Origin of the sequence: Sinorhizobium sp. BG8 (assembly GCF_016864555.1) — a bacterium.
In the GTDB taxonomy this organism is placed as follows: domain Bacteria; phylum Pseudomonadota; class Alphaproteobacteria; order Rhizobiales; family Rhizobiaceae; genus BG8.
This window is the reverse complement of the sequence record NZ_CP044012.1, coordinates 241635-263341: the sequence shown is the minus strand read 5'-3', so window position 1 is coordinate 263341 and position 21707 is coordinate 241635. Positions and strand designations below refer to the sequence as shown.

Genomic DNA, 21707 nt, shown 5'->3' with positions numbered 1-21707 from the left:
TTTTGGGTACCATTGCCAAGGCAACGGCGGTTCGTGGGCGACACAAACCGCGATACGACACGATAGTCCATTGCTCTCCGGATTATACCTTGGATAACCGACGGTTATGCTTCTACCCGACAGCCAGCGGGTCCTGTGAAATTCCGTCGATTGCCCGAAGACGGGGCATGACGAAGTCGGTGAATGCCCGTACGACCGGCCGCATGAATTTTGTCGACGGATAGGCCAGGAAGGCTTCCGTAGGCTTCACGGCGTAGTCAGGAAGAACCCGAACCAGATCACCCTTGGCCAACGGGTCGGTGACGAGGTTGCGCTGGACCTGTCCAATACCTCGGCCGCGCAGAAGTGCGTCGATAATCACATGGGCATTGTTGGTCTTGAGGACCGGTTTGATCGGCACTTCCTCGACAGTTTTATCGAAGCGCACGAGAGACAAGTTGTTCTTCGACGACAACATCGTGAAGGTCGAGACAAAATCGAGCTCAGACAACTGTTGTGGAGCGTTGATGAGCCCGACCCTTTCCAGGAATTTCGGGGAGGCCACCAGAATGCGTTGCACCCATCCGATACGCCGGGCAACGACCTCCTGCTGTTCGATCTTTCCGTAACGAATTGTAAGGTCGAAATTTTCGTAGACTAGGTCGACCGAACGGCCGTCCAGCACAAGGTCGACGCTGATACGGGGATGCTGATCCTGGAATTCCATCACAAGCCGATGGAGATGTTGCACTCCAATACATGATGGCGCGTGGATGCGCAGCCCCCCTTCGATCTCGCCCATGTTGAGCCGCACGCCCTCTAACGCGGCATCGATTGAAGCAATTGCCTGCCGGCTTGCCTCGTACAGTTCCATTCCGTGGACAGTGGGATGAACCCTCCTCGAAGACCGATCGAGCAAGCGCGCACTCACGTGTTTTTCGAGGTTCACGATGTGCTTCGTGACAGCTGGTTGTGAAATGCCGAGATCACGGGCCGCTCCGGTAATTGAACCCTTTTCCACCGTCCGGATAAAGGCCTTCAAGGCGGTATTGAGGTCCATGCATAATTCCTGGCTATTTATTGCTAGGGGCCATAACCGGGGCAATTGTGGCGCGACGATGACCTGCCGAAGTCGTTTCCATGCAACTCGACCATCGTCGTAGTCAGGTGGTCCGTCTCGGCCTGTCAGTCTCGGGGACCGTCAGCTTCCAGCTTCGAATCTACATGAGCGGACGTTCAGGTTGAGCGTAGGGATCGTCCTAACATGACCCAAGACGGACGTTCGCTCGCCCCAGGCAGAACTAACGCCCATGACTCCGATCCGGTCGTTCGACGTGCAGGCGCGAACGTCAAACAGGATTCGAAACTGGCAGCAGATCGTTGACGTTCGCTCGCGCGGGTGAACTCACTCTGGGTAAACCTCACCGCCCTCCGGCTCTGCTTTCTGGAAGAGGACAAAAACCAGGGGGTTGCCGGGCTCGGACATCGCATCGCTGCGCTGGCCCGCTATCTCTCCGGCCACGCCACTCGTATATTCCGCAACCACTTCGCCAAAGCTATTGCGCTGGATCGCCACCTTCTGTCCGGCTTGGACCTTGTCGTTGAGCTTGATCAGATGCTCGACGATCCCGCCCGCGGTGGCCAGGATCGGGAACAGACTGTCGCCGACAAAAACGGTCACGTCCTTGCCTGTGCGGCCCATCGGCCCGGCGACGATGCCGTTATGCTTTAGGACGTTCATCGTCCCTTCCACGAACAGAGCGATCATCTCGAGGTTCAGCACGCGCCCAGCGCCGACCTCTGGGCAAAAGGCCGGTATGCCCACGTCTGTGAAAGCGTTGTGCAGAACACCTGGATAGACGTGGTTGTCGAAGATCTGGCCGACGGGATAGAGCTCCACCATCGCCTTGACCTCGGGCACGTCCATCACGGCAAGAATGAATGCGGTGGCTTCGAGTCCGGTCGTCCCGGTGTGGAAGTCGATCGCGAAGTCGGCGTTCGGCCGCAGCAGCCGGTTAAACACGAGCCCGGCGTGCCGGCTGGGCGCGGTGGCGGCGTTCTCGTTGCCGGGCCACTCCCGGTTCATGTCGATCAGGTCGATGCCCCTGCCCTGGTTGGGCCATCTGCGCTGCATGCTTTCCAGGGCCGGGCGGGATATGTCCGTGACCGCCATCACCGTGCCCGACATCTCCGCCGGGTCGAGCTGGTTCATCACGGTCTGGACCGTATGGATGGAACTCATCTCGTCGCCATGCACGCCACTGGTAAGGACGCCGCGCTTGCCGGGCTTCGCCCCCTTGACGACCATCACGGACACATACCAATGCTGTCCGGTGGGCGCCTCAACACCCTGAAAGTACAGAAGATGTTTCCTGCCCGGTTCCAGGTCGTTGACGTCGAGCGCGCTGACGACCTTCTTCCCCTCGATCACGTCGCCGGTATAGACCGTGCCCGATGATGCCTGACCTGCGGCGGGAGCGGCCGTGTCTTGTGCCTTCGCAGAGCCGGCATTGGCGGCAACGGCGGCTGCGGTGCCGACGGTCGCGATGGATGCGATAATGAAATCGCGGCGATCGAGGCCTTCCCTAAGGTTATCCGACATGATGGAGGTCCTTTGTGATCTGAAAATATGTAGTAGATCAACGGCAGCTGTCTCGGTCGTATGGGTCCCGTGTGACTGCTTAGTGCGGATATGCTGTTGAACTGGCAAGCTCGCATGAATTTTGCGGGAGCCTTTGGCGAACCTTCGACATGGAGCCGCAACGCGCCTGTTGAAAATAGCACGTCAAGCGCTCGTAAAGCATCCGCCAGGCATGATGTCGCCCACGTGACACGTGCGCGCTGTTTTGTCGGGCGGCCTTGCCGGATTATGCCTCGACAGTGTGAGCCGAGATGATGGCAATGTCGCTCCTGACGCGCGAAGTTGGCGTTATAGTCCCTTCGTTCAATGGCGGCTGATGGCGCAACTGCGACCTCCAGCGTGGTCGACGGGAGTGTCAGTTTTCAGGCGGCGGCAGAACTCGCCGCCATGGCCGACATGACGGCGCGAAGCGGACGAAAACGGAGGAGTGCTCCCGGCCCCTAAGCGAATGAGTGCAGCCAATCGCTTTTGCGCACTAATTGCCCTGTGCTGGCAGAACCGGTGCTGCAAAGCTGGATGGGCTGTCGGATTGCAATGGGCCCGACAGCCTTTCGTTTTGGCAGGCTATCTGTAGCAGTGCTGATCAACTGATTTTGTTCAGTTTATTTCTCGACCTCTCTTTTCAAGATTGTTTGCCGCCCTACAACTATAGCATGTCGCGGTACCGACGCGACAGGACTGTAGACGCATCTCAATCGATGGTGGAGCGCACCATCCTTGTTCCTTCCAACCTTGCAGCGGAGAAACGAGAATGCGCATCAGAAAATACCTTAGCAGTCTATCGATTGTCGCCCTTGTCGCAGGCGCGGCCATCCCCGCATATGCGCAGAGCCAGGAGCCGAAAGACGCGACCGAAGCGACACGCGCCGCTAACAACGCGTTTCTTTCACAGTTGCCGTTCAATGACACGTCAGATTTCGAAGACGCCAAGCGTGGGCTCATCGCTCCACTGCCCCCGGAACTGATCAAGGGAGAAAGCGGAAACGCAATCTGGAATCCCCAGCAATACAGCTTCATCACGGAAGGGTCCGAAGCCCCGGCGACGGTCAATCCCAGCTTGTGGCGGCAGTCCCAGCTCATCAACATGAGCGGCCTGTTCGAGGTGACCGACGGGATCTATCAGGTGCGTAATCTGGACCTCTCCAACATGACCATCATCGAGGGAACGGAAGGCATCACCATTGTCGATCCGCTCGTTTCGGCTGAAACCGCAAAGGTCGGACTGGATCTCTATCGGAAGCACAGGGGGGAGAAGGCGGTCAAGGCGGTGATCTACACCCACAGCCATGTTGACCATTATGGTGGCGTGCGCGGCGTGGTCGACGAGGCAGACGTCACGTCCGGCAAGGTTAAGATCTATGCGCCCGAGGGCTTCCTTGAAGCGGCAGTTGCCGAGAACGTCATGGCGGGGAACGCCATGAGCCGTCGTGCGAGCTACATGTACGGCAACCTGCTGAAGCCCGATCCCAAGGGTCAGGTTGGGGCTGGCCTTGGCACGACGACGTCCGCTGGAACAGTGACGTTGATAGCGCCGACCGACATCATCACCAAGACAGGCCAGAAAGAAACGATCGACGGACTGACCTACGAGTTCCTCATGGCTCCGGGGTCCGAGGCACCCTCGGAGATGCTGTGGTTCATCGAGGAAAAGAAGGCCATCTCCGCCGCAGAGGATGCGACGCATACGCTCCACAACACCTATTCGCTGCGCGGTGCGAAGATACGCGAACCGCTGCCGTGGTCGAAGTACCTGAACCAGGCGTTGACGATGTGGGGCGACAAGGCCGAGGTCATCTTCGCCCAGCACCATTGGCCGAACTGGGGTAACGAAAAGGTCCGGGAACTGCTGACGAAGCAGCGCGATCTTTACCGCTACATCAACGACGAGACGCTTCGGATGGTCAATCAGGGCATGACCATGCGGGAAATCGCCGAGGCCTTCAAACTTCCCGACAGTCTTGCCCACTTTTGGGCGAACCGGGGTTACTACGGGTCGGTTTATCACGATGTGGCCGCGACCTACGTACTCTATCTCGGGTGGTTCGACGGAAACCCGTCAACGCTGCATGAACTGCCGCCCGTCGAAGCCAGCAAGAAGTATGTCGAGTTCATGGGTGGTGCCGACGCGGTCCTCGAAAAGGCGAAGAAGTCCTACGATCAGGGCGACTATCGATGGGTGGCCGAGGTGACCAACCATGTCGTCTTTGCCGATTCCAGCAACCAGGCGGCCAAGAACCTGACGGCGGACGCACTGGAACAGCTTGGCTATCAGGCCGAAAGCGGCCCATGGCGCAACTTCTACCTGACCGGTGCACAGGAACTTCGCAACGGGGTTGCCAAGCTGCCGACGCCGAATACGGCCAGCCCCGACACCGTCCGGGCGATGTCGCTTGATCTCTTCTTCGACTATCTCGGCGTGCGGCTGAATGCCGAGAAGGCGGGCGATGCGAAGATGACGCTGAACTTCGACTTCGGGGAACAGGGGAAATACCTCCTTGAGCTCGAAAACGGCGTTCTCAACAACACGTCCGGCAAGCAGGCCGACAAAGCCGATGCGACAGTCACACTGGATCGCGCCAGCCTCGACGGTATCATGCTGGGTGAAGCGACACTGGATAAGGCTGTTGTAGACGGCAAGGTCAAGGTGACGGGTGACAGCGCCAAGCTGGGCCAGCTTGTTTCCATGCTCGACACGTTCGAGTTCTGGTTCAACATCGTGACGCCTTCAACTCTTTGCCAAGCCTCCCGTCTCCAATGGGCGGCGGGAGGCAATTCAGTGGTGGCATGTCCGCTTCTGCGCGATCCAGTCGTTCGGCCTTGTCGCTGGCAACGTCTGCTTTCGGGAAGTAGCCAAGCTGGTCTCTACGGCCGAGACGGCATCCGAACTCGGTGGGCATTTCGCCACATAAGTTCGGACTCGTGCTGCCGAGGGAAAGAAGTTAAACTTTCTTGATAAGCGCTGAGACCAAATCATGCGCGTGTTGATGGTATCGGTACTGCTGGTTTTCACGGCGACGACGGCCGCTGCGGGGAGTCCTTTGTTCGATGCCCTTGCCGCCGGAGACGCTGCCGCCGTCGAGCAGGCGTTGGCTGCGGGTGCCGATGTCGACAGTCGGGCGCGAGACCAGGCGACGCCACTCATCAATGCCGCCCTCAGAGACCAGCCCTCTATTGCCGAATTGCTGCTGAGCAAAGGTGCCGACGTCATGGCGCGCAACTCGGGCGGCTTTACGCCGCTTCATGCCGCGGCCTTTTCCGGCAGTGTGCCGGTCGCCAGACTACTGCTCGACCACGGCGCGATACTCGACGACGCGTCCAACAAGGCGGGCGTGACACCGCTGATGGTGGCCGGCGAGGAAAACCACGTCGCGCTCGCCACATTTCTACTCGCTGAAGGGGCGGATGTGGGTCATGCCGAGGTTCATGGCTACACCCCGCTTACGCGAGCATTCTGGAAGGGCAATGCGGACGTCGTCCGGTTGTTCAAGCGGTATGGCGCGACTTGCCCTCCGGCCAGCTTCCTCGGTGACGAGGCGTACGCAAACTGCATGAGAATTCACGATTGATCAGGAGGCTCAGATGGACTCCGAGACCAGAGACGCTTGCGCGCGAGGCAAAGGCCGCCGTTTCCCCATAATCGTGCTGGCCGCGGCAGCCATTGTCGGCGTACCGCCGGCTTTCGCCGACGACTCGCTCAACACGGGCTACTTCGGCGGCGTGGCGATCATGGGATACGACCCGGTCGCCTATTTCACCGAAGGCAGGGCGGTCAGAGGCTCCGAGAAATTCTCGTACGAATGGTTGGGGACACCATGGCATTTCGCCAATTCGAGACATCGTGAGATGTTCATCAGCGAGCCGACCAAGTATGCGCCGCAGTATGGCGGCTACTGCGCGGGCGAAGTCGCTTTCGGATCGGTTACAGTCAACATCGATCCGGAAGCATTCAAGATCATCGACGGCAAGCTATACCTGATCTACGACAAAGGGTCGGCGGAGTGGTTCGCGGCACACGCCGCCGAGGCTGTGCCGAAGGCCGATGGCAACTGGCCCAAGATAGCGACCGATCTCGAACGGGATCGCCACCATTGAAGTCGCCGTCGATTGCCGCTTACTTGGCCGGCGAGAAGTAGAAGACCTTGCTCGAATTCACGTAAGCATATCTGGTTTCATCAGGCGAGTTTCTACGTCTGTAGACCGGACCGCAATCGGCTCGGCCAAAGGCACTTTCGCTCTGCTCGCAGAGCGTGTTGCTTCTGACGAAAACCGTCTCGGTGATCATTTGCGTCGCTGAGCGGAATGCTGCCCGGCCATCAACACCGACCTGCAGGAGTGCTGGACTTCCCGAGGGCTCGATTTTGCCCTGTAACAGTCTACCCATGACGATGCCTGCGATCTCGTCGCCGTTCAGTCGATCATGGTCGTCGCCCTTGAAACCGAATGGCCATTCCGGCAGGCCGGCTTCGCGCAGAGCGTTGAGAATGAACTCCAAATCCTGTTGGTTGCGGAAGTGAGCGAAGCCGATCCGCCAGCACGCCAGGCAGTCGCGTCCAGCGAGAAGCCGGAGTGCTTTGGCGATCGCCGCGCGCGCGTCGTCAAGACGGCCGACACGAACATAGCCCATGGCCACAGGCGTAACGAAGGAGCCGTTTCCAGGCGATCCGTCGCGAGCGTGCTCGAAATTGTCGATGGCCTTGGGATAGTCGCGCAGCAGGTAGAACACGAGGCCAGCAGTGAACCGGTCGATTGCGGAGAGGTTTGGATCGTGTCTCAGCGCGATCTCGATCGCCGCGGCGGCTTCGGCATGGTTTCCGGAAAACAGTTGGACATAGGCGAGGGCCATTTGCGCTTCGACATTGGCGGCCCCGAGTGACACCGCCCACCGCGCGGAGGCGAGAGCCTCGTCATAGCGGCGCTCGACGACCTGCATGACGGCGAGGACAGCGTATGGCGAGGAAAGATCGGGGTCGAGCGCCAGGGCGCGGCTTGCCTTGTCGTAGGCTCTTTTTCTTGCCAACGCGCTCTGGAGAACGTCGTCGTAGATACTTTGCCAGACATAGGCGCTGGCCTGCGCGTCGGCCGCGAAGGCCTCGGCGAAATCGGGGTCGAGCGTTTCCGCCCTGTCAAACAGCCCCAGCGCCTCCAGCATCCGGGAACGGCGGCCCGTGCGCATCGCCTGCTCGGCCCGCAGGTAGTAGTCGTATGCTTCGAGATTGTCCGTCGGCGGACGGCCGATCCGCTCGGTCTCGGCCGAGGTCAGCTCCAGTCCGAGCGCTTCGGCGATCTGCTGGCTGATCGCGTCCTGCACGGCGAACACATCCGCCGCGTCGCGGTCAAACCGGTTGGCCCACAGATGGTCGCCGCCGGCGACATCGATCAGTTGCGCATTGACACGGATTTGGTCGCCGGTCCGCCGCACGCTGCCCTCGACGAGAAATCGGACACCAAGGTCGCGTCCAATGTCGGCTAAAATAAGCGGTTTTCCTTTGTAGGCGGCCACTGAACCGTAGGCGATGACGTCAAGCTCCGAAAGCCTTGCAAGATCGGTGATCAGGTCGTCGGTAATACCATCGCTGAAATAGTCTTGGCTCGGGTCGCCGCTCAGATTGACGAAGGGCAGCACTGCGACGGATGGACGTTGCGGTTCCGTTGACCATCGCCATGCGAAGATTGCAACGGTCGCAATCAGCAACACTGCGATCGTTCCAAGGAACAGAACCCGCCGGCTTGGCAGACGGACCGCGGGGACGACTTTTCCCGCCTTGGAGGGCTCGAGCAGAACCCGATAGACGCGAACCGGATCGGCGATGTTCTTCAGGTGCTGCACGCCGAGGGCCGCGAAGCCGACATCGGTCTTGTGCACAGCGTGATCGAACGCTGTCCCGGATATGCAAATACCGCCGGGTTCAGCCAAGCTTTGCAGTCGGGCGGCAATGTTGACACCGTCGCCGTAGATGTCGTCGCCCTCGACGATGATGTCCCCGAGGTTGACGCCGATACGAAACCGGATTCGCTGGCTTTCGGGAACGTCCTGATCGTGGGTGGACATTTTTCGCTGGATCACGGTAGCGCACTGGACGGCGTCAACCACGCTTGCGAACTCGACCAGCGCACCATCACCCATGAGCTTGATGAGGCGGCCATGGAACTTGTCAATGGTGGGATCGACCAATTCCCGGCGGCAGGCTTTCAGCCGCTCAAGCGTGCCGACCTCATTCGCTCCCATGAGACGACTATAGCCGACCACATCGGCAGAAAGTATCGCACAGAGCTGCCTCTCCATATCTCTGCCCACCCTTCAATCGTCGATCGGGCGACAGCCGCGTATCCTAACATGTCGGAGGTAAGACGTGAGGTGGAAATGATTCTAGACGAGCTGGTCGGATATCTCTTCCCAGCTCATAGTCATCGTTGCGGGCGCAAACTCCAACGTCCGCCTTTGACGCAATCAAGTCGTCCAGCCCTGTCGCTGGCGACGTCTGCGTTCGGGCAGCGGCCAAGTCGGGGTCTACGGCCGACTTTGGGGCGCGAAGCGGTAATTAATTCCGCGCTCCGGCCCTAAGCGGGGGCCAGGGGAGTGCTGGATAGAGGCTTGAGGCGAAACATAAGAGAGATGGCGGTTCACTGTGTCGTCGCGGAAGACCTCCCGACAATCAGCATCTGCGATGATCAGGACGCAATGCAGTTGCCCTGAAACCTTACAGGAACAGGCTTCTATGTGACGATCCAGGAACTCACCCGCTGGCCGGAAGGATGCTACAGCTTGAAGTTCTTCCGGTCGTACGCGTGCTGGAAGCCCATTTTTCTGAGGTTGTCATAGGAGATATTGGGTTTGCCAATTGAGGGTACTTCTGTTTCGACGACGAACGTCAAAACGCCCTGTGCGATACCGCAGTCGGCACGAGCCTGAATGAGCGCTTTTTGAACGCCCCGGTTCCGAAACTCGGGGACTGTGGCACCGCCACCCAGCCACGCATATGACCCCGACACGTACATGGCGCCGGTGCCGATAGGCGTTTCATCATCAAGAGCGAAAAAACACGACCAGCCCTCTTTACCCACAATGGCTGACCAGAGGGCGGCCAAGCTTGGCGGGAAGTTGAAACCCTTGCACATCATCGATCCGAAGAGCAGGGATTCGTCGTCTTGAACTCTTCGGGTACGCACACTGACCGGCGCATCGAGGTTGCTAAAAGGCGCGCTGCGGGTAAGCTTTGCCCATCCGGGACCGTGCTCAGGCAGACCTTTGATCTGGATCCAGTTTCTCACCTCGTCCGAGACAGCGTCTACATTCAATTGCAGGAAGCGGTTCCCCGCCCTTGCTCGAATCCAATCATATGCTTTGTCCAGATCTTCGACAGAGCCCAACCCCAGAACACGATTTAGACCGATCGCCGGTGAGCTTGGCAACGAGATCGCGCATCCTCCTTTGATGGCAATGCATCCGAAATCCTCCTCAGCCCGGAGATATTCCGGTGAGAGCCTGTGCAGGCTGACGAAGGCATGGGCCTCAATGGCGTCTTCGCGCGTCGGGAAAATGCGTTCTGAAAACCGAGGATGCAAGACAGGCTCCTGAGCCGCTTCCGTTGGCGGAAAAATACAATGAGAGACTGGCTGTGATCGACTAAAAGCCGAGGGCGCTGAGACTAGGATGATCATCTGGCCTGCGGCCAAGCGGCCAGCGGAAGCTGCGGTCGTCGGCCGGAATAGGCCGGTCGTTAATGCAGGCATAGCGCCTTTGCATCAGGCCGCGATCATCGAACTCCCAGTTCTCGTTCCCGAACGATCGGAACCAGTTGCCACTGTCGTCATGCCACTCGTAGGCAAATCTGACGGCGATCCGATTGCCGCCAAAAGCCCAGAGCTCCTTGATCAACCGGTAATCCAGCTCTCGCCGCCATTTTGCCGAAAGAAACGCAAGAATTGCTTCCCGCCCGGTCACAAATTCAGCACGGTTTCGCCACTGGCTGTCTACGCTGTAAGCCAAAGCGACCCTGGCAGGGTCGCGGCTGTTCCAGCCGTCTTCGGCAAGCCTGACTTTCTCAGTTGCGCTCTCGAATGTGAAAGGGGGAAGAGGTGGTCGTTCAGCTTCGATCATGGTTCGGGGCTCTCCAGATGTGAGCGCAAGGTGGCGTTCTCGGTTTCCAGTCGCTGCAGCCGCTCACGAAGAGGAGCGACCGCCTGTTCGACCTGTTGCTCGGTGTAGCGCGGAATGATGTGCTGAGGGCAGTTCCAATCGAACGCCTCGAGCCGGAGCTTGAAGATCCGCTCCGCCCTTCCTTTGTACGTCGGGTCGGACACCAGTTCCGTGAGTTCCTGATCAGCATCAAGCGCTAGTCGCTCCACATAGGCATAGATTTTGAGCCGGGCCCGCCGCACATAATCCATCAGGAACAGACAGGCCCGATCGTTGGCCGCAAGATTGCCGGCGCTGATGTACTGACGGTTACCTCGGTAGTCGGCGAAGGCCATTGTTCGCTGATCTATGACCTTTAGGAAGCCGACGTTCCCTCCACGATGCTGAACGTATGGCCAACCCGCTTCCGAGACCGATGCCATGTAGAAGCTGTCACGTGAGGCAATGAAGGCGATCTCGTCTTCGGTGAGGGTGTCTGAAGGGCGGCTGTCGCGGCCCAGCCAAATCTGGTCCACGCCCATCTCCACCTGAGCAGCCCTGACGCTAGGCGTCACGGCAACCTCAAGGAAATGATATGGCATGCCTAGTCTCCTTGATAAGGCCAGCTTGCATGGGCATCGCGCCGTACCGGCCTGGATCTACCCTTTGGCCAGCCGAATTCTGGGCTTGGTAATCTTTACCTTCAAGGCCGCCAAGTGCCGACGTCAGTCCTGCAAGGCCCAGTCTGCCACCTCCCACCGCATCTGCCCGCGATCGGAGACGACACGGCCGAGCCCAGGGAACGGCATGTGCGTGGCGGCGATGAGCGCTCCCTCCGATGCGGCACGCGGAAAGAAGCGATCGCGCATGGCCTTCGCAGCGTTACGGTCCTGCTCGAACAAGAAGAACACATCGGTCGCGCCCGGGTGCACGACCGGAAAAATCATGTCCGAAACCATGATCAGGCTCTTGCCGCCATCTTCTATCCGCACGCCGATATGGCCGGGTGTATGACCGGTCAGGTCGACGATCGAAACGCCCGGCGCGATCTCCCGCTCTGCGTCGATCGCCTGGAGCCTGGGATATAGCCGCACGACCTCCTCTGCCATTCTGAAGCTGGTCTGCAGAAAGTCAGGTGCTCCGTTGCGTTTGGCCGGATCGGTCCAATGGGTGACGTCGCGACGGTCGATGTAAAGCTCGGCTTCCGGGTATTGGTTCTTGCCTCCCAGAACCAGCCCGCCCATATGGTCCTGGTGCATGTGCGTCACGATGACAGCGTCGATCTGAGCAGGCTTCAGACCGAGCGCAGCGAGTGCCTGAGGTAACTGTCCGGTCTGTCCGATCGAGCCGGCAGCACCAGCATCGATCAAGATGCGGCGCTCGCCATCCTCGACGAGATACTGATTGAAAAGGAACCGAACCCCACTCGGCCGGGCGGTAAACTGTGCGCTTGCCGCCTTTTCGACCTCGGGCGCCGAGCGTCCCGGAAAGTAGTCATAGGGCATGTCGGCGTACCCATCCGTCAGGGCCGTCACGGTGAACCGTCCGAGGCGGATCTGTGCGAGTGGGGTCACCGCAGCAGGTGCGCTTGCGGCCTCCTGCGTCGCCGCATGGGCTAAGGAGGAACTTGTCAGACCTCCGCCGAAGAAGCTCCCACCGATGAGGCCGATGGGCAGGGTGCCGAAGGCGCGACGTGAAAGTTGAGGCATGCGTGTTCCTCCGGAACGATCGACGATGTTGGCGGCGTTGGCCAATGTGCAGGTATGGCTGCTGCAGTCGGAAAGTGCTTTGACCATGGCTGGAATAGGCGACCCCATTGGGCTCAACCACTTGCTTTCCTTATGAATAGGCCGGTTCAAGCCGGCTCTCAATTGCGATCTAGGTCACATGAAACTAGACCAAGGCAGTGCGAAAATAGACCTTCGTCTATCAATCTCGCCTAACGCGGCGGCGCAAAACCGCGTAACCTGAGACAGGGCGGTTGCGCCGCACACACTGTTGGGGGACGACGTTGGACAAGCACGAGGAAGCCGATGCGATCATTGATTTGATCCCGGCAATGGCATGGTCGACTACGTCCGACGGCATGCTCGACTTCGCTAGTCAGCACTTTCTTGAATATGTCGGATTGCCGCTCGCAGAGATCGCCGGGGAGAATTTCTATCGGCTGTTCCATCCGGCAGACACCACCCGTCTGGCCTTCGAATGGCGCAGCATCATGGCTGCCAAGACAGGGAGGGAAGTCGAGGGTCGGCTCAGGCGCGCGGACGGCGAATACCGCTGGTGCTCCCTCCGGCAAAGACCTCGGCTGGATCCTGAGGGGAACGTCGCCAAATGGTACGGGGTCGTTCTAGATATAGAAGATCGCAAACGCGCCGAAGATGCGCTCAGGGAGACAAAATCTGCGCTTGCGGCAAGCGAAGAGAACCTCAGGCTCATCATCAATTCGCTTCCGGTGCTCGTCTGGTCAGCGCGCCCGGACGGGAGCGCCGATTTCGTCAACCAGAGTTGGCTGGACTATGCCGGGCGGCCTGCCGACCAGATCCTCGAATGGGGGTTTCTGGATCTCTATCATCCCGACGATATTCCCGAGATGGTGGAAATCTGGAAGCGCGACCTCGAATCTTCAGATCATACCCGGTTGAAAGGGCGCATTCGGGGTGACGATGGGCAGTACCGGTGGTTCTATTTCTCAGGCAGAAAACTGACGGATGCGAATGGCCTCGTGCGCTGGTACGGCGTCAATATCGACATCGAAAATCTGCAGCGGGCCGAGATCGCTCTGAGAGAGAGTGAGGCGGCGCTGAGGGAGAGCGAACACAAGCTTAAGCTCATCATCAACACGATCCCCGCCATGGCCTGGTCATGCACGCCCGACGGGCAGCTCGAATACTGGAACCAGCATCTCACCAACTTTGTCGGACTGCCTTTCGAGGCGATTGTCGGCTTTGGCTTCTATCGCATGTTTCATCCCGATGACGTTGACCGGATGCGTGAGAGTTGGGAACAGGTCGTTGCGACGAAGCAGCCTAATCCAGTCGACGCACGTATCAGACGATTCGACGGCGAATACAGGTGGTTCAACCTGCAACAGAGTCCGCTTCTCGATCCGGAAGGGAATGTCGTGCGGTGGTACGGCGTCGTTGTCGATATCGAGGATCGCAAACAGGCGGAAGAATCTCTTCGCCAGAGCCAGAGCCACCTTGCGCATGTTACACGGTTGACGACCATCGGCGAACTGGCGGTTTCCATAGCGCACGAGATCAATCAGCCGCTGATGGCGATCGTGACCAATGCCGGAACCTGCCTCCGCTGGCTTAGGGATGGACATAGGGATCTGGAGCAGGCTCGCCTGGCAGCTGAACGTGTCGTGCAGGATGGGCATCGTGCTGGCGAGATCGTCGCCAGCATACGCGCGATGGCCCAGAGATCGCCGGTGCGGATGGAAAGGACCGACTTCAAGCAGGCTTTACATGATGTGCTTTTTCTTCTGCGGGAAGAGCTGCGATCGCGAGGCTTGCAGGTCGTCACGGACCTTATGCCAGAACCCGTCGATATCCTGGGTGACCGCACGCAGCTACAGCAGGTTCTTCTCAATCTGATCATGAACAGCGCTGAGGCAACACCTCGTGGTGCAGAAGCCCTCGTGACGGTCAGGTGCAGGCAAGTTCCAAAAGGCGAAGTCGAGGTCAGTGTTTCCGACACTGGCCGGGGGATACCGCCCGAACAGCTCGAGCGGGTGTTTGAGCCATTCTATACCACGAAGTCCGACGGGATCGGGATGGGCCTTTCTATCTGCCGCTCCATCGTTGAAGCGCACGGGGGGCGCATCTGGGCAACAACCAACCACCCTCGCGGAAACTCATTCACCTTCACGCTCTCGCAATTCAAGGATGCAGCCGTTGATCGATGACAGGAAGAACAGGCAACCCACTGTCATCGTCATAGATGACGATCAAAGCGTGCGCGAAGCCCTGAAGGGCCTCTTCGAGTCCGTCGGGCTCGCCACTGAGGCACACGGCTCGGTTAAGGATTTCATAGCCGCGGACGATCCCGAAAAGGCCGGATGCATCGTCCTCGACATCCGCCTTCCCGGTCAAAGCGGACTGGAGTTTCAGGAGGCATTGGCAAAGAGCGATCTTCCTCGGTCCGTCGTCTTGATCAGTGCCCATGTCGATGTGCCCATGGCAGTGCGGGCGATGAAGGCGGGTGCCATAGACGTTCTTAGCAAGCCGGTTCGTGAGCAGGATCTGCTAGACGCCGTCAACCGCGCAATCGCCAATGACGCCGCCCGCCGAGATGAAAAAGCAGCGAAAGCTGCCACCCAGACACGGTATATGACGCTGACTGAACGCGAGCGACAGATTATGACATTGGTGATCGCCGGTAAACTGAACAAGCAGATTGCAGCAGAGCTGCAGCTTGCAGAGCCAACGGTGAAGCTACACAGAGGCCACATGATGCGAAAGATGAAGGCAACATCAGTCGCCCACCTTGTCAAAATCGCTGGTGGCCTGTTGTAGGTGAAATCGATGGCCGCTGGCTCGCGAGGTGCTGGCATTTTCGGGAGCGATTGCCACATATATGATTTCCTTTGGCGCGAAGGCGACAGGGCGCCTTTTCCAAGACGATGTCTGCTTCCAGGCAGGGGCAACGACTTGCCTTATGACTGTTAAGAGGGCGCAATGCTGCCGTTCACGGACTTAAGCGTGGGCGGCGCTTTAGGGGCAGACAGAATGTGCTCCCACGAGCCCTGCCCGGCGTGTTGCGAGGCTGTTCACGCTCTGGCCATCATGATCGCATAATGTTTCGACTGAAAAGTGCCCGCTTCAGTCTCTGAGGCGGCTCGTCCTCCTGCGTTGAGGAACGGCTCGGCCCACTTTAGACCGACTACGGCGAGCTCAAGCGGCTGATCAAGCCGACGCCCGGTTTCAAACCGATGAAGACGGCCTACTGGATAAACTCATGGAGTCGCTTTCCGGTACTGACGGCTACTTCCATCCAGAGACTGTTATAAAAAATAGTTATCGAGAGAGTTCGTCGCGGTCCCGCACCCTCTCGCCCATCTCAAGCCTCTCAATTGCAAGGGGCGGGTCGCGCCGGTCTGCCTCTAGTGCCACATGTCTTCGACTGCGGACCGAAGGATTCAATCCATCGCCTCCCATTGACGTGGGCATTTTTCACTACAATAGGATCAACCACCAAAATGTAGCGGGCGCCAGCCAAAAGGGAGAACACTCGTGAGTGAGCCGACCGTAGCAGATGCAACAAACCGGATATATGAATCGCTCCAGGCGGACAATGCTGACATCGACCTGCATATCGCGACCCTCAAGGCAGCTTTGGCGCGGGCGGGTTTGAAAGAGGCTGTGTTCGACCCCGCTAAGCTCGTGCAAAACAATCGTTCTGGCAGGAAGCTTATGCAGGCCTACTTTCGCCAGCGCGGTGTGACGGTGACGTTCCAGGCTTCATGAAGCCTCCATCGACGCCAGAAAGGCCGCAGCAGGGCGGCCGGATCACCCTGAATGGCCTGACACCCACGTTTTGATCTCAAACGCGAATTGAAGTGCCGCCGCGAACCGGGGCATTGGTTCTGATCCCGTCAAGACCATTGACTTCGTAACGATGGTCTCGCGCGCCTCGCAGGAAGCGCGCGAATAATAGTCGAGAGCTTGTGAGCGCGAGCCACTATGACATTATGAGGCCACCATCGACGTTGATGGTTTGCCCAGTGATGTAGGCTGCGTCGGCCGACGCAAGGAACGCGACAAGGGCACCAACCTCGGCCGGTGTGCCGGCCCGGCCCATCGGGATACCCTCGACCCATTCGGCCATAAGCTCCCCCGGCCCGTATTCCCCGAGCATTTTACCCCAAACGCGATCGTTGTAGTCCCACATCTCGGTGTGGATGATGCCCGGGCAAATTGCGTTTGCTGTAATGCTTTCACGCGCGAGTTCTTTTGCGAGGCTCTGTGTCAGGCCGACCACGCCGAATTTCGAGGCGGCGTAGTGCGGCGTGTAGATGAACCCTTGGCGAGCCTGTCCAGACGCCGTGTTGATGAGGCGGCCTTTGGTGCCGGTGGCGCGAAATCGGCGAATCGCCTCCTGGCAGCACAAGAAGACACCCTTGGTATTGACATCAAGGTTCAGGTCCCATTCGCGCTCGGTCAGGTCTTCCACTTTCGCGATGGTGATGACGCCGGCGTTTTGCACGGATACTGAAAGGGCGCCAAGCTTTGCTTCGGTCTCGCCATAAGTCTCCTTGATCGCCTTGATGTCGGTCACGTCAAGAGCGAAGCCGATGACCTCGGAGCCGGTTTCAGCCGCAAGTACTTCGGCGACGCTCGGCGTATCCTTTTCAATCGCGGCGATAGCGACTTTGGCGCCTTCCTCAGCAAAGCGCTTGGCAATGCCCCGGCCGATGCCCTTGTTGCCTCCGGTCACGAATACGGTCTGGCCTGCGAAACGTCTCATGGTCTTATCCTCCATAATATGCAGCAGGCCGAATATTGATCCCGGATGGATCAGGCGGTGAGCCGTGCTGCTGTGAACTTGTCGGTGACAAGCACATCGATGACGCCCAGTTTCAGGGCGCCGGCGATGGCTTGGGTTTTGGATTCTCCGCCGGCCAAGGCCATGACGCGGTCGGTCTTTCGTAGCTCTTCGAGGGAAAGACCGATGACCCGATCGTTGAGCGGGGTTTCGACCGGTTTTCCATCCCTGTCGTAAAAGCGATAGGAAATCTCGCCGACGGCTCCGGCCTCATGCAGCATCGCCATTTCCTGGCGAGAAAAAGTGTTGCCTGATCGGGCCAGCAATTCCGATGGTTCGACCGCGCCAATACCAACAATGGCGAGGCTGAGACGGCCAAACAGGTCCATCGTTTCACGCACCACGGGATCGGCGAGCATGACAAGCTTGGCTTCCCGTGATGAGGTGATGCCTTGCACGAGAAGGAGTCGCGGCTCACCGCCAGTGAGCTTTGCAAGTCGCGCGGTTAGCTGGGTTGCGTGGGTCTGTACGGAAGCGTCGCCCATGCCGCCGAGGATCTGCACGATGTACTTCGCCTTGGCGTTTTTGAGCGGGTGGATATTGTCCACCATGCGCAGGATCGTCTGGCTCCAGCTTGAAACGCCGACAATCTCGTCCTGCTGCAGGGTAACCTCAAGAAAGTGGGCGGCTGCCTCACCGATCCGCGCCATGATCGCACCGTCGCGATCCTCGGAACAGTCAATGACAATGGCTTCGGTCAGATTGTAGCGGTCGCGCAGAGCGGTCTCCAGATCGGCAAAGGTACCTGCTGGCGGAATGACGGTCGTTCGGACAATATCTTCCTGCTCTGCGCGCTTCAGCATGCGTGAAACGGTCGCTTGCGACATATGCATGATCTCGGCAATCTCTGCCTGCCGCTTGCCCTCGACGTGATACATCTGGGCAATTCGGGCGATCAGTCGCAATTCGTTCAGCCGTCCCATGGAGACCTCCAATAGTGAATTTTTATTCACTCATAGATGAAGGTCGTGAGACGGTCGAGCGGTAGATTGCGTCCTGCCACACCTGAAGGCGCTCCGGCGTATCTGACGCGCGTGGCGCGATCTTGTTGCCCATGCGGGGCAGGGCTGCGATTGCCGCCAGATCCTGCCAGATGCCGAGTGAAAGGCCGGCAAGATAGGCCGCGCCAAGGGCCGAGGCTTCTGGTGCGTCGCACTGAATGATGGTGTGGTTCAGCGTGTCTGCCACGCATTGCATGAGGAATTCATTCTTGCTGGGGCCGCCATCCGCATAAAGGCGACCGAGTGGTGTCGGTGATTGGGAGGCCATGGCTTTGAAGACGTCGTGAACCTGAAAGGCGATGGAATCCGTCACGGCGCGTGCCATCTGGGCGCGCGTGGTGTTGAAGGTGATGCCGGAGAATAGTGCCCGCGCATCGGAATGCCAGTGGGGAGCGCCAAGGCCGACAAAGGCGGGGACAAAACCGGGGCCACCGGATTGAGCGGTCGCCGCAAGTTCGGTCAGCGCCTGCACATCTGGGAGCCCGAGCATGTCGGCCATCCACGGCAGCGATGCGGCGGATACCAGTATGTTGCCCTCGAAGGCATAGGTCGGTTTTCCGCCGATCGACCAGGCGATCGTCGTGGTGATGCCCTTTTCCGGCGCAATGAACTGCGGGAGGGTTGTCATGATCGACGAGCCAGTGCCGAAAGTCACCTTGCCGTCGCCGGGATTGAAGGCTCCGTGACCGAAGAGAGCGGCATGGCTGTCACCGATCGCCGAAGCGATCGGGATACCGTCGGCGAGGCCCGGCACATTTTTAGTCACGCCAAACTGTGCCGCGCTGTCGCGGACCTCGGGCAGCGTGGATTTCGGAACGCCGAAGAGTGCGCAGAGTTCGTCGCTCCAAACCTGCCTGTTGAGATCATAAAGCTGACTGCGGGCAGCATTGGCGGCATCACAGGCATGAACCGCCCCATCTGTGAAGCAATGGATAAGCCAGGCATCAATCGTGCCAAGGCGGATGTCATGGCCTGCGGGAACGCGATCCAGCAACCACCTCATCTTGGGGCCTGGAAACATCGGATCGATTGGCAAGCCGGTAAGCGCCTGCACGCGTGGCGCATGGCCGGCAGCGACGAGTTCGGCACAGACAGGTGCACTGCGTCGGCATTGCCAACTGACGACGGGACCGAGCGGTTTGCCGGTGGCAGCATCCCATACGGTGACGGATTCGCGTTGGTTGGAAATTGCGACACCCAGAATATCGGCGGCGGGGCCAGCCTCAAGGCAAGCAGCAATCGCCTCTTTCACGGAGTCCCATAGGCGTATCGGGCTCTGCTCGACCCAACCCGGCTGGGGATGTTCAATACCGACCGGTGAGGCGCCGCGTGACAGGATTTCGCCTGATGTCGAGACCAGCACCGCTTTCGAGTTCGTCGTACCTTGGTCGATGGCGAGAATGGCGGTCGTCATGGCGGCTCCGGTAGGCAGGAATTGGGGGCGCGACCAGGGAGGTCTCGTCGCGCCCGACACGGAATCTAAACGCACATCAGGATGGGCGGGAAGATGTCCGTGCAATGAGGGCAACCGCCGCATCGGCGATGGATGCAGGGGACATTCCGAATTCATCGAGCAGGAACTCGGCCGATCCAGTCGGGGCAAAAATACCCGGAACCCCAAGGATTTTCATCGGCACGGGGGCTTCCGCGACCACAATCTCGGCAATGGCTGAACCTAGGCCGCCAAAGGTGGAATGCTCTTCCGCGGTCAGGATCGCTCCGGTCTCGCGGGCAGCGGCGACAACAGCGTCGACATCAATCGGACGAACCGTCGCCATGTTCAGGACACGCGCCTCGATGCCCTGTGTGGAGAGAATTTCGGCAGCCTTCATCATGCGATGGGTCAGCGTGCCGTTGGCGATCAGCGTGATGGCATCGCCGTCACGCAACAGATTGGCCTTGCCGACCTCGAACTTGTGATCTGGCGGAAGCAAATCCGGCACGCCGACACGCGAGAGACGAAGGAAAACAGGACCATCGTAGTTTGCGGCCCATTCAACGGCAGCAGCGGTCTCGATGGAATCGCACGGTGCGATCACCGGCAGGTTCGGAAGCACGCGGGTCCAGGCGAAGTCTTCGATGGAATGATGTGTCGGCCCAAGTTCACCATAGGCCATCCCAGAGGAAATGCCGATTAGCTTCACATTGGCGTTGGAGTAGGCGATGTCTGCCTTAATCTGCTCCAGCGAGCGACCGGTCAGGAAGCACGCAGCGCCGCAAACGAACGGCAGCAAGCCGCCATTGGCGAGGCCGGCGCCCACGCCGACCATGTTCTGTTCGGCAATCCCGACATTGACGAGCCGTTCCGGCCACTTGGACTTGAAGCCGCCAAGCTTGGAAGATCCGACGGAGTCGTTGCAGACGGCAACGATTTTTGAGTTATCCGCGCCGAGGCGCTCCAGCGTGGCAACGAAGGCGTCACGGCAGTCATGCAGCTTGGGAGAGATCATCACGTCTTTCATCACAGCGCCTCCGAAAGCTCAGCAACGGCAATTTTGTATTGATCGGCATTCGGTACCTTGTGGTGCCAATCAACAGTGTCCTGCATGAAGGAAATGCCGTGCCCCTTGTTGGTATGGGCGACAACGCAGTGCGGCCGGTCGCCTCGCTTTTCCAGCGCGGGAACGATCTCGTCCATGGCATTGCCGTTGATCTCGGTGACATCCCAGCCGAATGCTTCGAGTTTGGCTGGAAAGGGCGCGAGATTGTTGGTGTCCTTCAGCGAAGCACCCTGCTGAAAGCGGTTGTGGTCGATAATGAGGGTTAGATTGTTGAGGCCGAACTGCGCGGCCGATGCGATCGCCTCCCAGTTCGAGCCTTCCTGCATTTCACCATCGCCGGTCATCACGTAAGTATGGTATTTCGCGCCCGTCAGCTTGGCGGCCTTCGCCATGCCGACTGCAACAGGCAAACCATGGCCGAGTGGGCCGGTATTGGTCTCAACACCGGGGACCTTGTTGCAGTTCGGGTGCCCATTGAGCCGCGAATGCGGCTTGAGAAACGTGCTGACCTCCTCCTCAGGGATGAAGCCACGCCTGGCGAGCGTCACGTAGAGAGCCAGCGCAACGTGACCTTTCGATAGGACGAAGCGGTCGCGCTCCGGGTTCCTGGGCTGGTCAGGCCACACACGTAGAACACGGAAATAAAGCGCCGTCAGAATGTCGATCGCCGACATTTCCCCGCCGATATGGCCGGCGCCGGCTTCGAAAACCGCCTGCAGATCGCGAAGTCGGATCTGTCGAGCGATGCGGTCGAGATCGTTCGGCTGCATGAAACCCTCTCAGTGAATAAATATACAGGTGGCTTTATATTTGCACGTAATGCCCGCAAGTCAAGTCGAAATGAGCGGGAGTGGTCAAAAAATAAGCCGCCTGCGATGTATTGACAGGCAGATTAATGGCGGTTTAGAATTTACACA

At 59.1% G+C, this 21707-nt stretch carries 17 protein-coding genes and 1 pseudogene; 6 read left to right on the top strand and 12 right to left on the bottom strand.

Annotated features, from left to right (window positions below; genetic code table 11):
* Positions 1-112: 112 nt before the first annotated feature.
* Complete coding sequence (locus F3Y30_RS22335; RefSeq protein WP_203427362.1) at positions 113-1039, bottom strand: LysR family transcriptional regulator; 927 nt, start codon at positions 1037-1039, stop codon at positions 113-115.
* A 345-nt stretch (positions 1040-1384) separates the two neighbouring features.
* A complete protein-coding gene (locus tag F3Y30_RS22330; protein ID WP_203427361.1) occupies positions 1385-2581 on the bottom strand; it encodes a succinylglutamate desuccinylase/aspartoacylase family protein in 1197 nt (398 codons plus the stop codon).
* A gap of 790 nt (positions 2582-3371) precedes the next feature.
* Here F3Y30_RS22330 and F3Y30_RS22325 point away from each other — a divergent pair.
* The 3 genes and pseudogenes from F3Y30_RS22325 to F3Y30_RS22315 form a co-directional block, all read left to right on the top strand.
* A pseudogene (locus tag F3Y30_RS22325) lies at positions 3372-5345 on the top strand (alkyl sulfatase dimerization domain-containing protein); the annotation flags it as partial.
* A gap of 247 nt (positions 5346-5592) precedes the next feature.
* Positions 5593-6186, top strand: a complete 594-nt coding sequence (locus F3Y30_RS22320) for an ankyrin repeat domain-containing protein (RefSeq protein ID WP_203427360.1) — start codon at positions 5593-5595, stop codon at positions 6184-6186.
* A gap of 13 nt (positions 6187-6199) precedes the next feature.
* The gene (locus tag F3Y30_RS22315) at positions 6200-6712 is read left to right on the top strand and encodes a YHS domain-containing (seleno)protein (RefSeq protein WP_246753060.1); all 513 of its coding nucleotides are present in this window, start codon (positions 6200-6202) and stop codon (positions 6710-6712) included.
* Between the two features lie 19 nt (positions 6713-6731).
* Here F3Y30_RS22315 and F3Y30_RS22310 read toward each other — a convergent pair whose 3' ends face one another.
* The 5 genes from F3Y30_RS22310 to F3Y30_RS22290 form a co-directional block, all read right to left on the bottom strand.
* Complete coding sequence (locus F3Y30_RS22310) at positions 6732-8903, bottom strand: adenylate/guanylate cyclase domain-containing protein (protein ID WP_203427606.1); 2172 nt, start codon at positions 8901-8903, stop codon at positions 6732-6734.
* A 473-nt stretch (positions 8904-9376) separates the two neighbouring features.
* On the bottom strand, positions 9377-10183 hold the full coding sequence (locus F3Y30_RS22305) for a GNAT family N-acetyltransferase (RefSeq protein WP_246753059.1): 807 nt from the start codon (positions 10181-10183) through the stop codon (positions 9377-9379).
* Positions 10184-10244: 61 nt separating this feature from the next.
* Positions 10245-10718 carry a nuclear transport factor 2 family protein gene (locus tag F3Y30_RS22300; RefSeq protein ID WP_203427359.1) on the bottom strand — a complete coding sequence of 158 codons (474 nt, stop codon included), beginning with the start codon at positions 10716-10718 and terminating at the stop codon, positions 10245-10247.
* Entirely contained in the window at positions 10715-11338 is a 624-nt protein-coding gene (locus F3Y30_RS22295; protein ID WP_203427358.1) for a pyridoxamine 5'-phosphate oxidase family protein, read from the bottom strand. Before F3Y30_RS22295 ends, F3Y30_RS22300 begins: the two co-directional genes overlap by 4 nt.
* A 123-nt stretch (positions 11339-11461) precedes the next feature.
* Positions 11462-12445 (bottom strand): MBL fold metallo-hydrolase, encoded by a 984-nt coding sequence (locus tag F3Y30_RS22290; protein ID WP_203427357.1) that lies wholly within the window; start codon positions 12443-12445, stop codon positions 11462-11464.
* 302 nt (positions 12446-12747) lie between these two features.
* Between F3Y30_RS22290 and F3Y30_RS22285 the strand changes: the two genes are divergently transcribed.
* From F3Y30_RS22285 to F3Y30_RS22275, 3 genes are all read left to right on the top strand, one after another.
* Positions 12748-14649 carry a PAS domain S-box protein gene (locus F3Y30_RS22285; RefSeq protein ID WP_203427356.1) on the top strand — a complete coding sequence of 634 codons (1902 nt, stop codon included), beginning with the start codon at positions 12748-12750 and terminating at the stop codon, positions 14647-14649.
* The gene (locus F3Y30_RS22280) at positions 14639-15259 is read left to right on the top strand and encodes a response regulator (RefSeq protein WP_203427355.1); all 621 of its coding nucleotides are present in this window, start codon (positions 14639-14641) and stop codon (positions 15257-15259) included. The genes F3Y30_RS22285 and F3Y30_RS22280 overlap by 11 nt, the downstream gene beginning before the upstream one ends.
* Positions 15260-15976: 717 nt before the next feature.
* A complete protein-coding gene (locus F3Y30_RS22275; RefSeq protein WP_203427354.1) occupies positions 15977-16210 on the top strand; it encodes a hypothetical protein in 234 nt (77 codons plus the stop codon).
* Between the two features lie 214 nt (positions 16211-16424).
* On the opposite strand, the gene F3Y30_RS22270 is transcribed toward F3Y30_RS22275, so the two are convergent.
* The 5 genes from F3Y30_RS22270 to F3Y30_RS22250 form a co-directional block, all read right to left on the bottom strand.
* Positions 16425-17210 (bottom strand): SDR family oxidoreductase, encoded by a 786-nt coding sequence (locus F3Y30_RS22270; RefSeq protein ID WP_203427604.1) that lies wholly within the window; start codon positions 17208-17210, stop codon positions 16425-16427.
* A 50-nt stretch (positions 17211-17260) separates the two neighbouring features.
* Positions 17261-18211: a sugar-binding transcriptional regulator gene (locus tag F3Y30_RS22265; protein WP_203427353.1), complete on the bottom strand. Its 951-nt coding sequence runs from the start codon at positions 18209-18211 to the stop codon at positions 17261-17263.
* 22 nt (positions 18212-18233) lie between these two features.
* Positions 18234-19703 (bottom strand): FGGY-family carbohydrate kinase, encoded by a 1470-nt coding sequence (locus F3Y30_RS22260; RefSeq protein WP_203427352.1) that lies wholly within the window; start codon positions 19701-19703, stop codon positions 18234-18236.
* Positions 19704-19779: 76 nt separating this feature from the next.
* Entirely contained in the window at positions 19780-20751 is a 972-nt protein-coding gene (locus F3Y30_RS22255) for a transketolase family protein (protein ID WP_203427351.1), read from the bottom strand.
* Entirely contained in the window at positions 20751-21560 is an 810-nt protein-coding gene (locus tag F3Y30_RS22250) for a transketolase (protein WP_203427350.1), read from the bottom strand. The genes F3Y30_RS22255 and F3Y30_RS22250 overlap by 1 nt, the downstream gene beginning before the upstream one ends.
* Positions 21561-21707: the final 147 nt, after the last annotated feature.

What these genes read in the sequence shown, in the direction of transcription:
- F3Y30_RS22335 (WP_203427362.1), bottom strand. Translation starts at nt 1,039, where the DNA reads ATGGACCTCAATACCGCCTTGAAGGCCTTTATCCGGACGGTGGAAAAG.
- F3Y30_RS22330 (WP_203427361.1), bottom strand. Translation starts at nt 2,581, where the DNA reads ATGTCGGATAACCTTAGGGAAGGCCTCGATCGCCGCGATTTCATTATC.
- F3Y30_RS22320 (WP_203427360.1), top strand. Translation starts at nt 5,593, where the DNA reads ATGCGCGTGTTGATGGTATCGGTACTGCTGGTTTTCACGGCGACGACG.
- F3Y30_RS22315 (WP_246753060.1), top strand. Translation starts at nt 6,200, where the DNA reads ATGGACTCCGAGACCAGAGACGCTTGCGCGCGAGGCAAAGGCCGCCGT.
- F3Y30_RS22310 (WP_203427606.1), bottom strand. Translation starts at nt 8,903, where the DNA reads ATGGAGAGGCAGCTCTGTGCGATACTTTCTGCCGATGTGGTCGGCTAT.
- F3Y30_RS22300 (WP_203427359.1), bottom strand. Translation starts at nt 10,718, where the DNA reads ATGATCGAAGCTGAACGACCACCTCTTCCCCCTTTCACATTCGAGAGC.
- F3Y30_RS22295 (WP_203427358.1), bottom strand. Translation starts at nt 11,338, where the DNA reads ATGCCATATCATTTCCTTGAGGTTGCCGTGACGCCTAGCGTCAGGGCT.
- F3Y30_RS22290 (WP_203427357.1), bottom strand. Translation starts at nt 12,445, where the DNA reads ATGCCTCAACTTTCACGTCGCGCCTTCGGCACCCTGCCCATCGGCCTC.
- F3Y30_RS22270 (WP_203427604.1), bottom strand. Translation starts at nt 17,210, where the DNA reads ATGAGACGTTTCGCAGGCCAGACCGTATTCGTGACCGGAGGCAACAAG.
- F3Y30_RS22265 (WP_203427353.1), bottom strand. Translation starts at nt 18,211, where the DNA reads ATGGGACGGCTGAACGAATTGCGACTGATCGCCCGAATTGCCCAGATG.
- F3Y30_RS22260 (WP_203427352.1), bottom strand. Translation starts at nt 19,703, where the DNA reads ATGACGACCGCCATTCTCGCCATCGACCAAGGTACGACGAACTCGAAA.
- F3Y30_RS22255 (WP_203427351.1), bottom strand. Translation starts at nt 20,751, where the DNA reads ATGAAAGACGTGATGATCTCTCCCAAGCTGCATGACTGCCGTGACGCC.
- F3Y30_RS22250 (WP_203427350.1), bottom strand. Translation starts at nt 21,560, where the DNA reads ATGCAGCCGAACGATCTCGACCGCATCGCTCGACAGATCCGACTTCGC.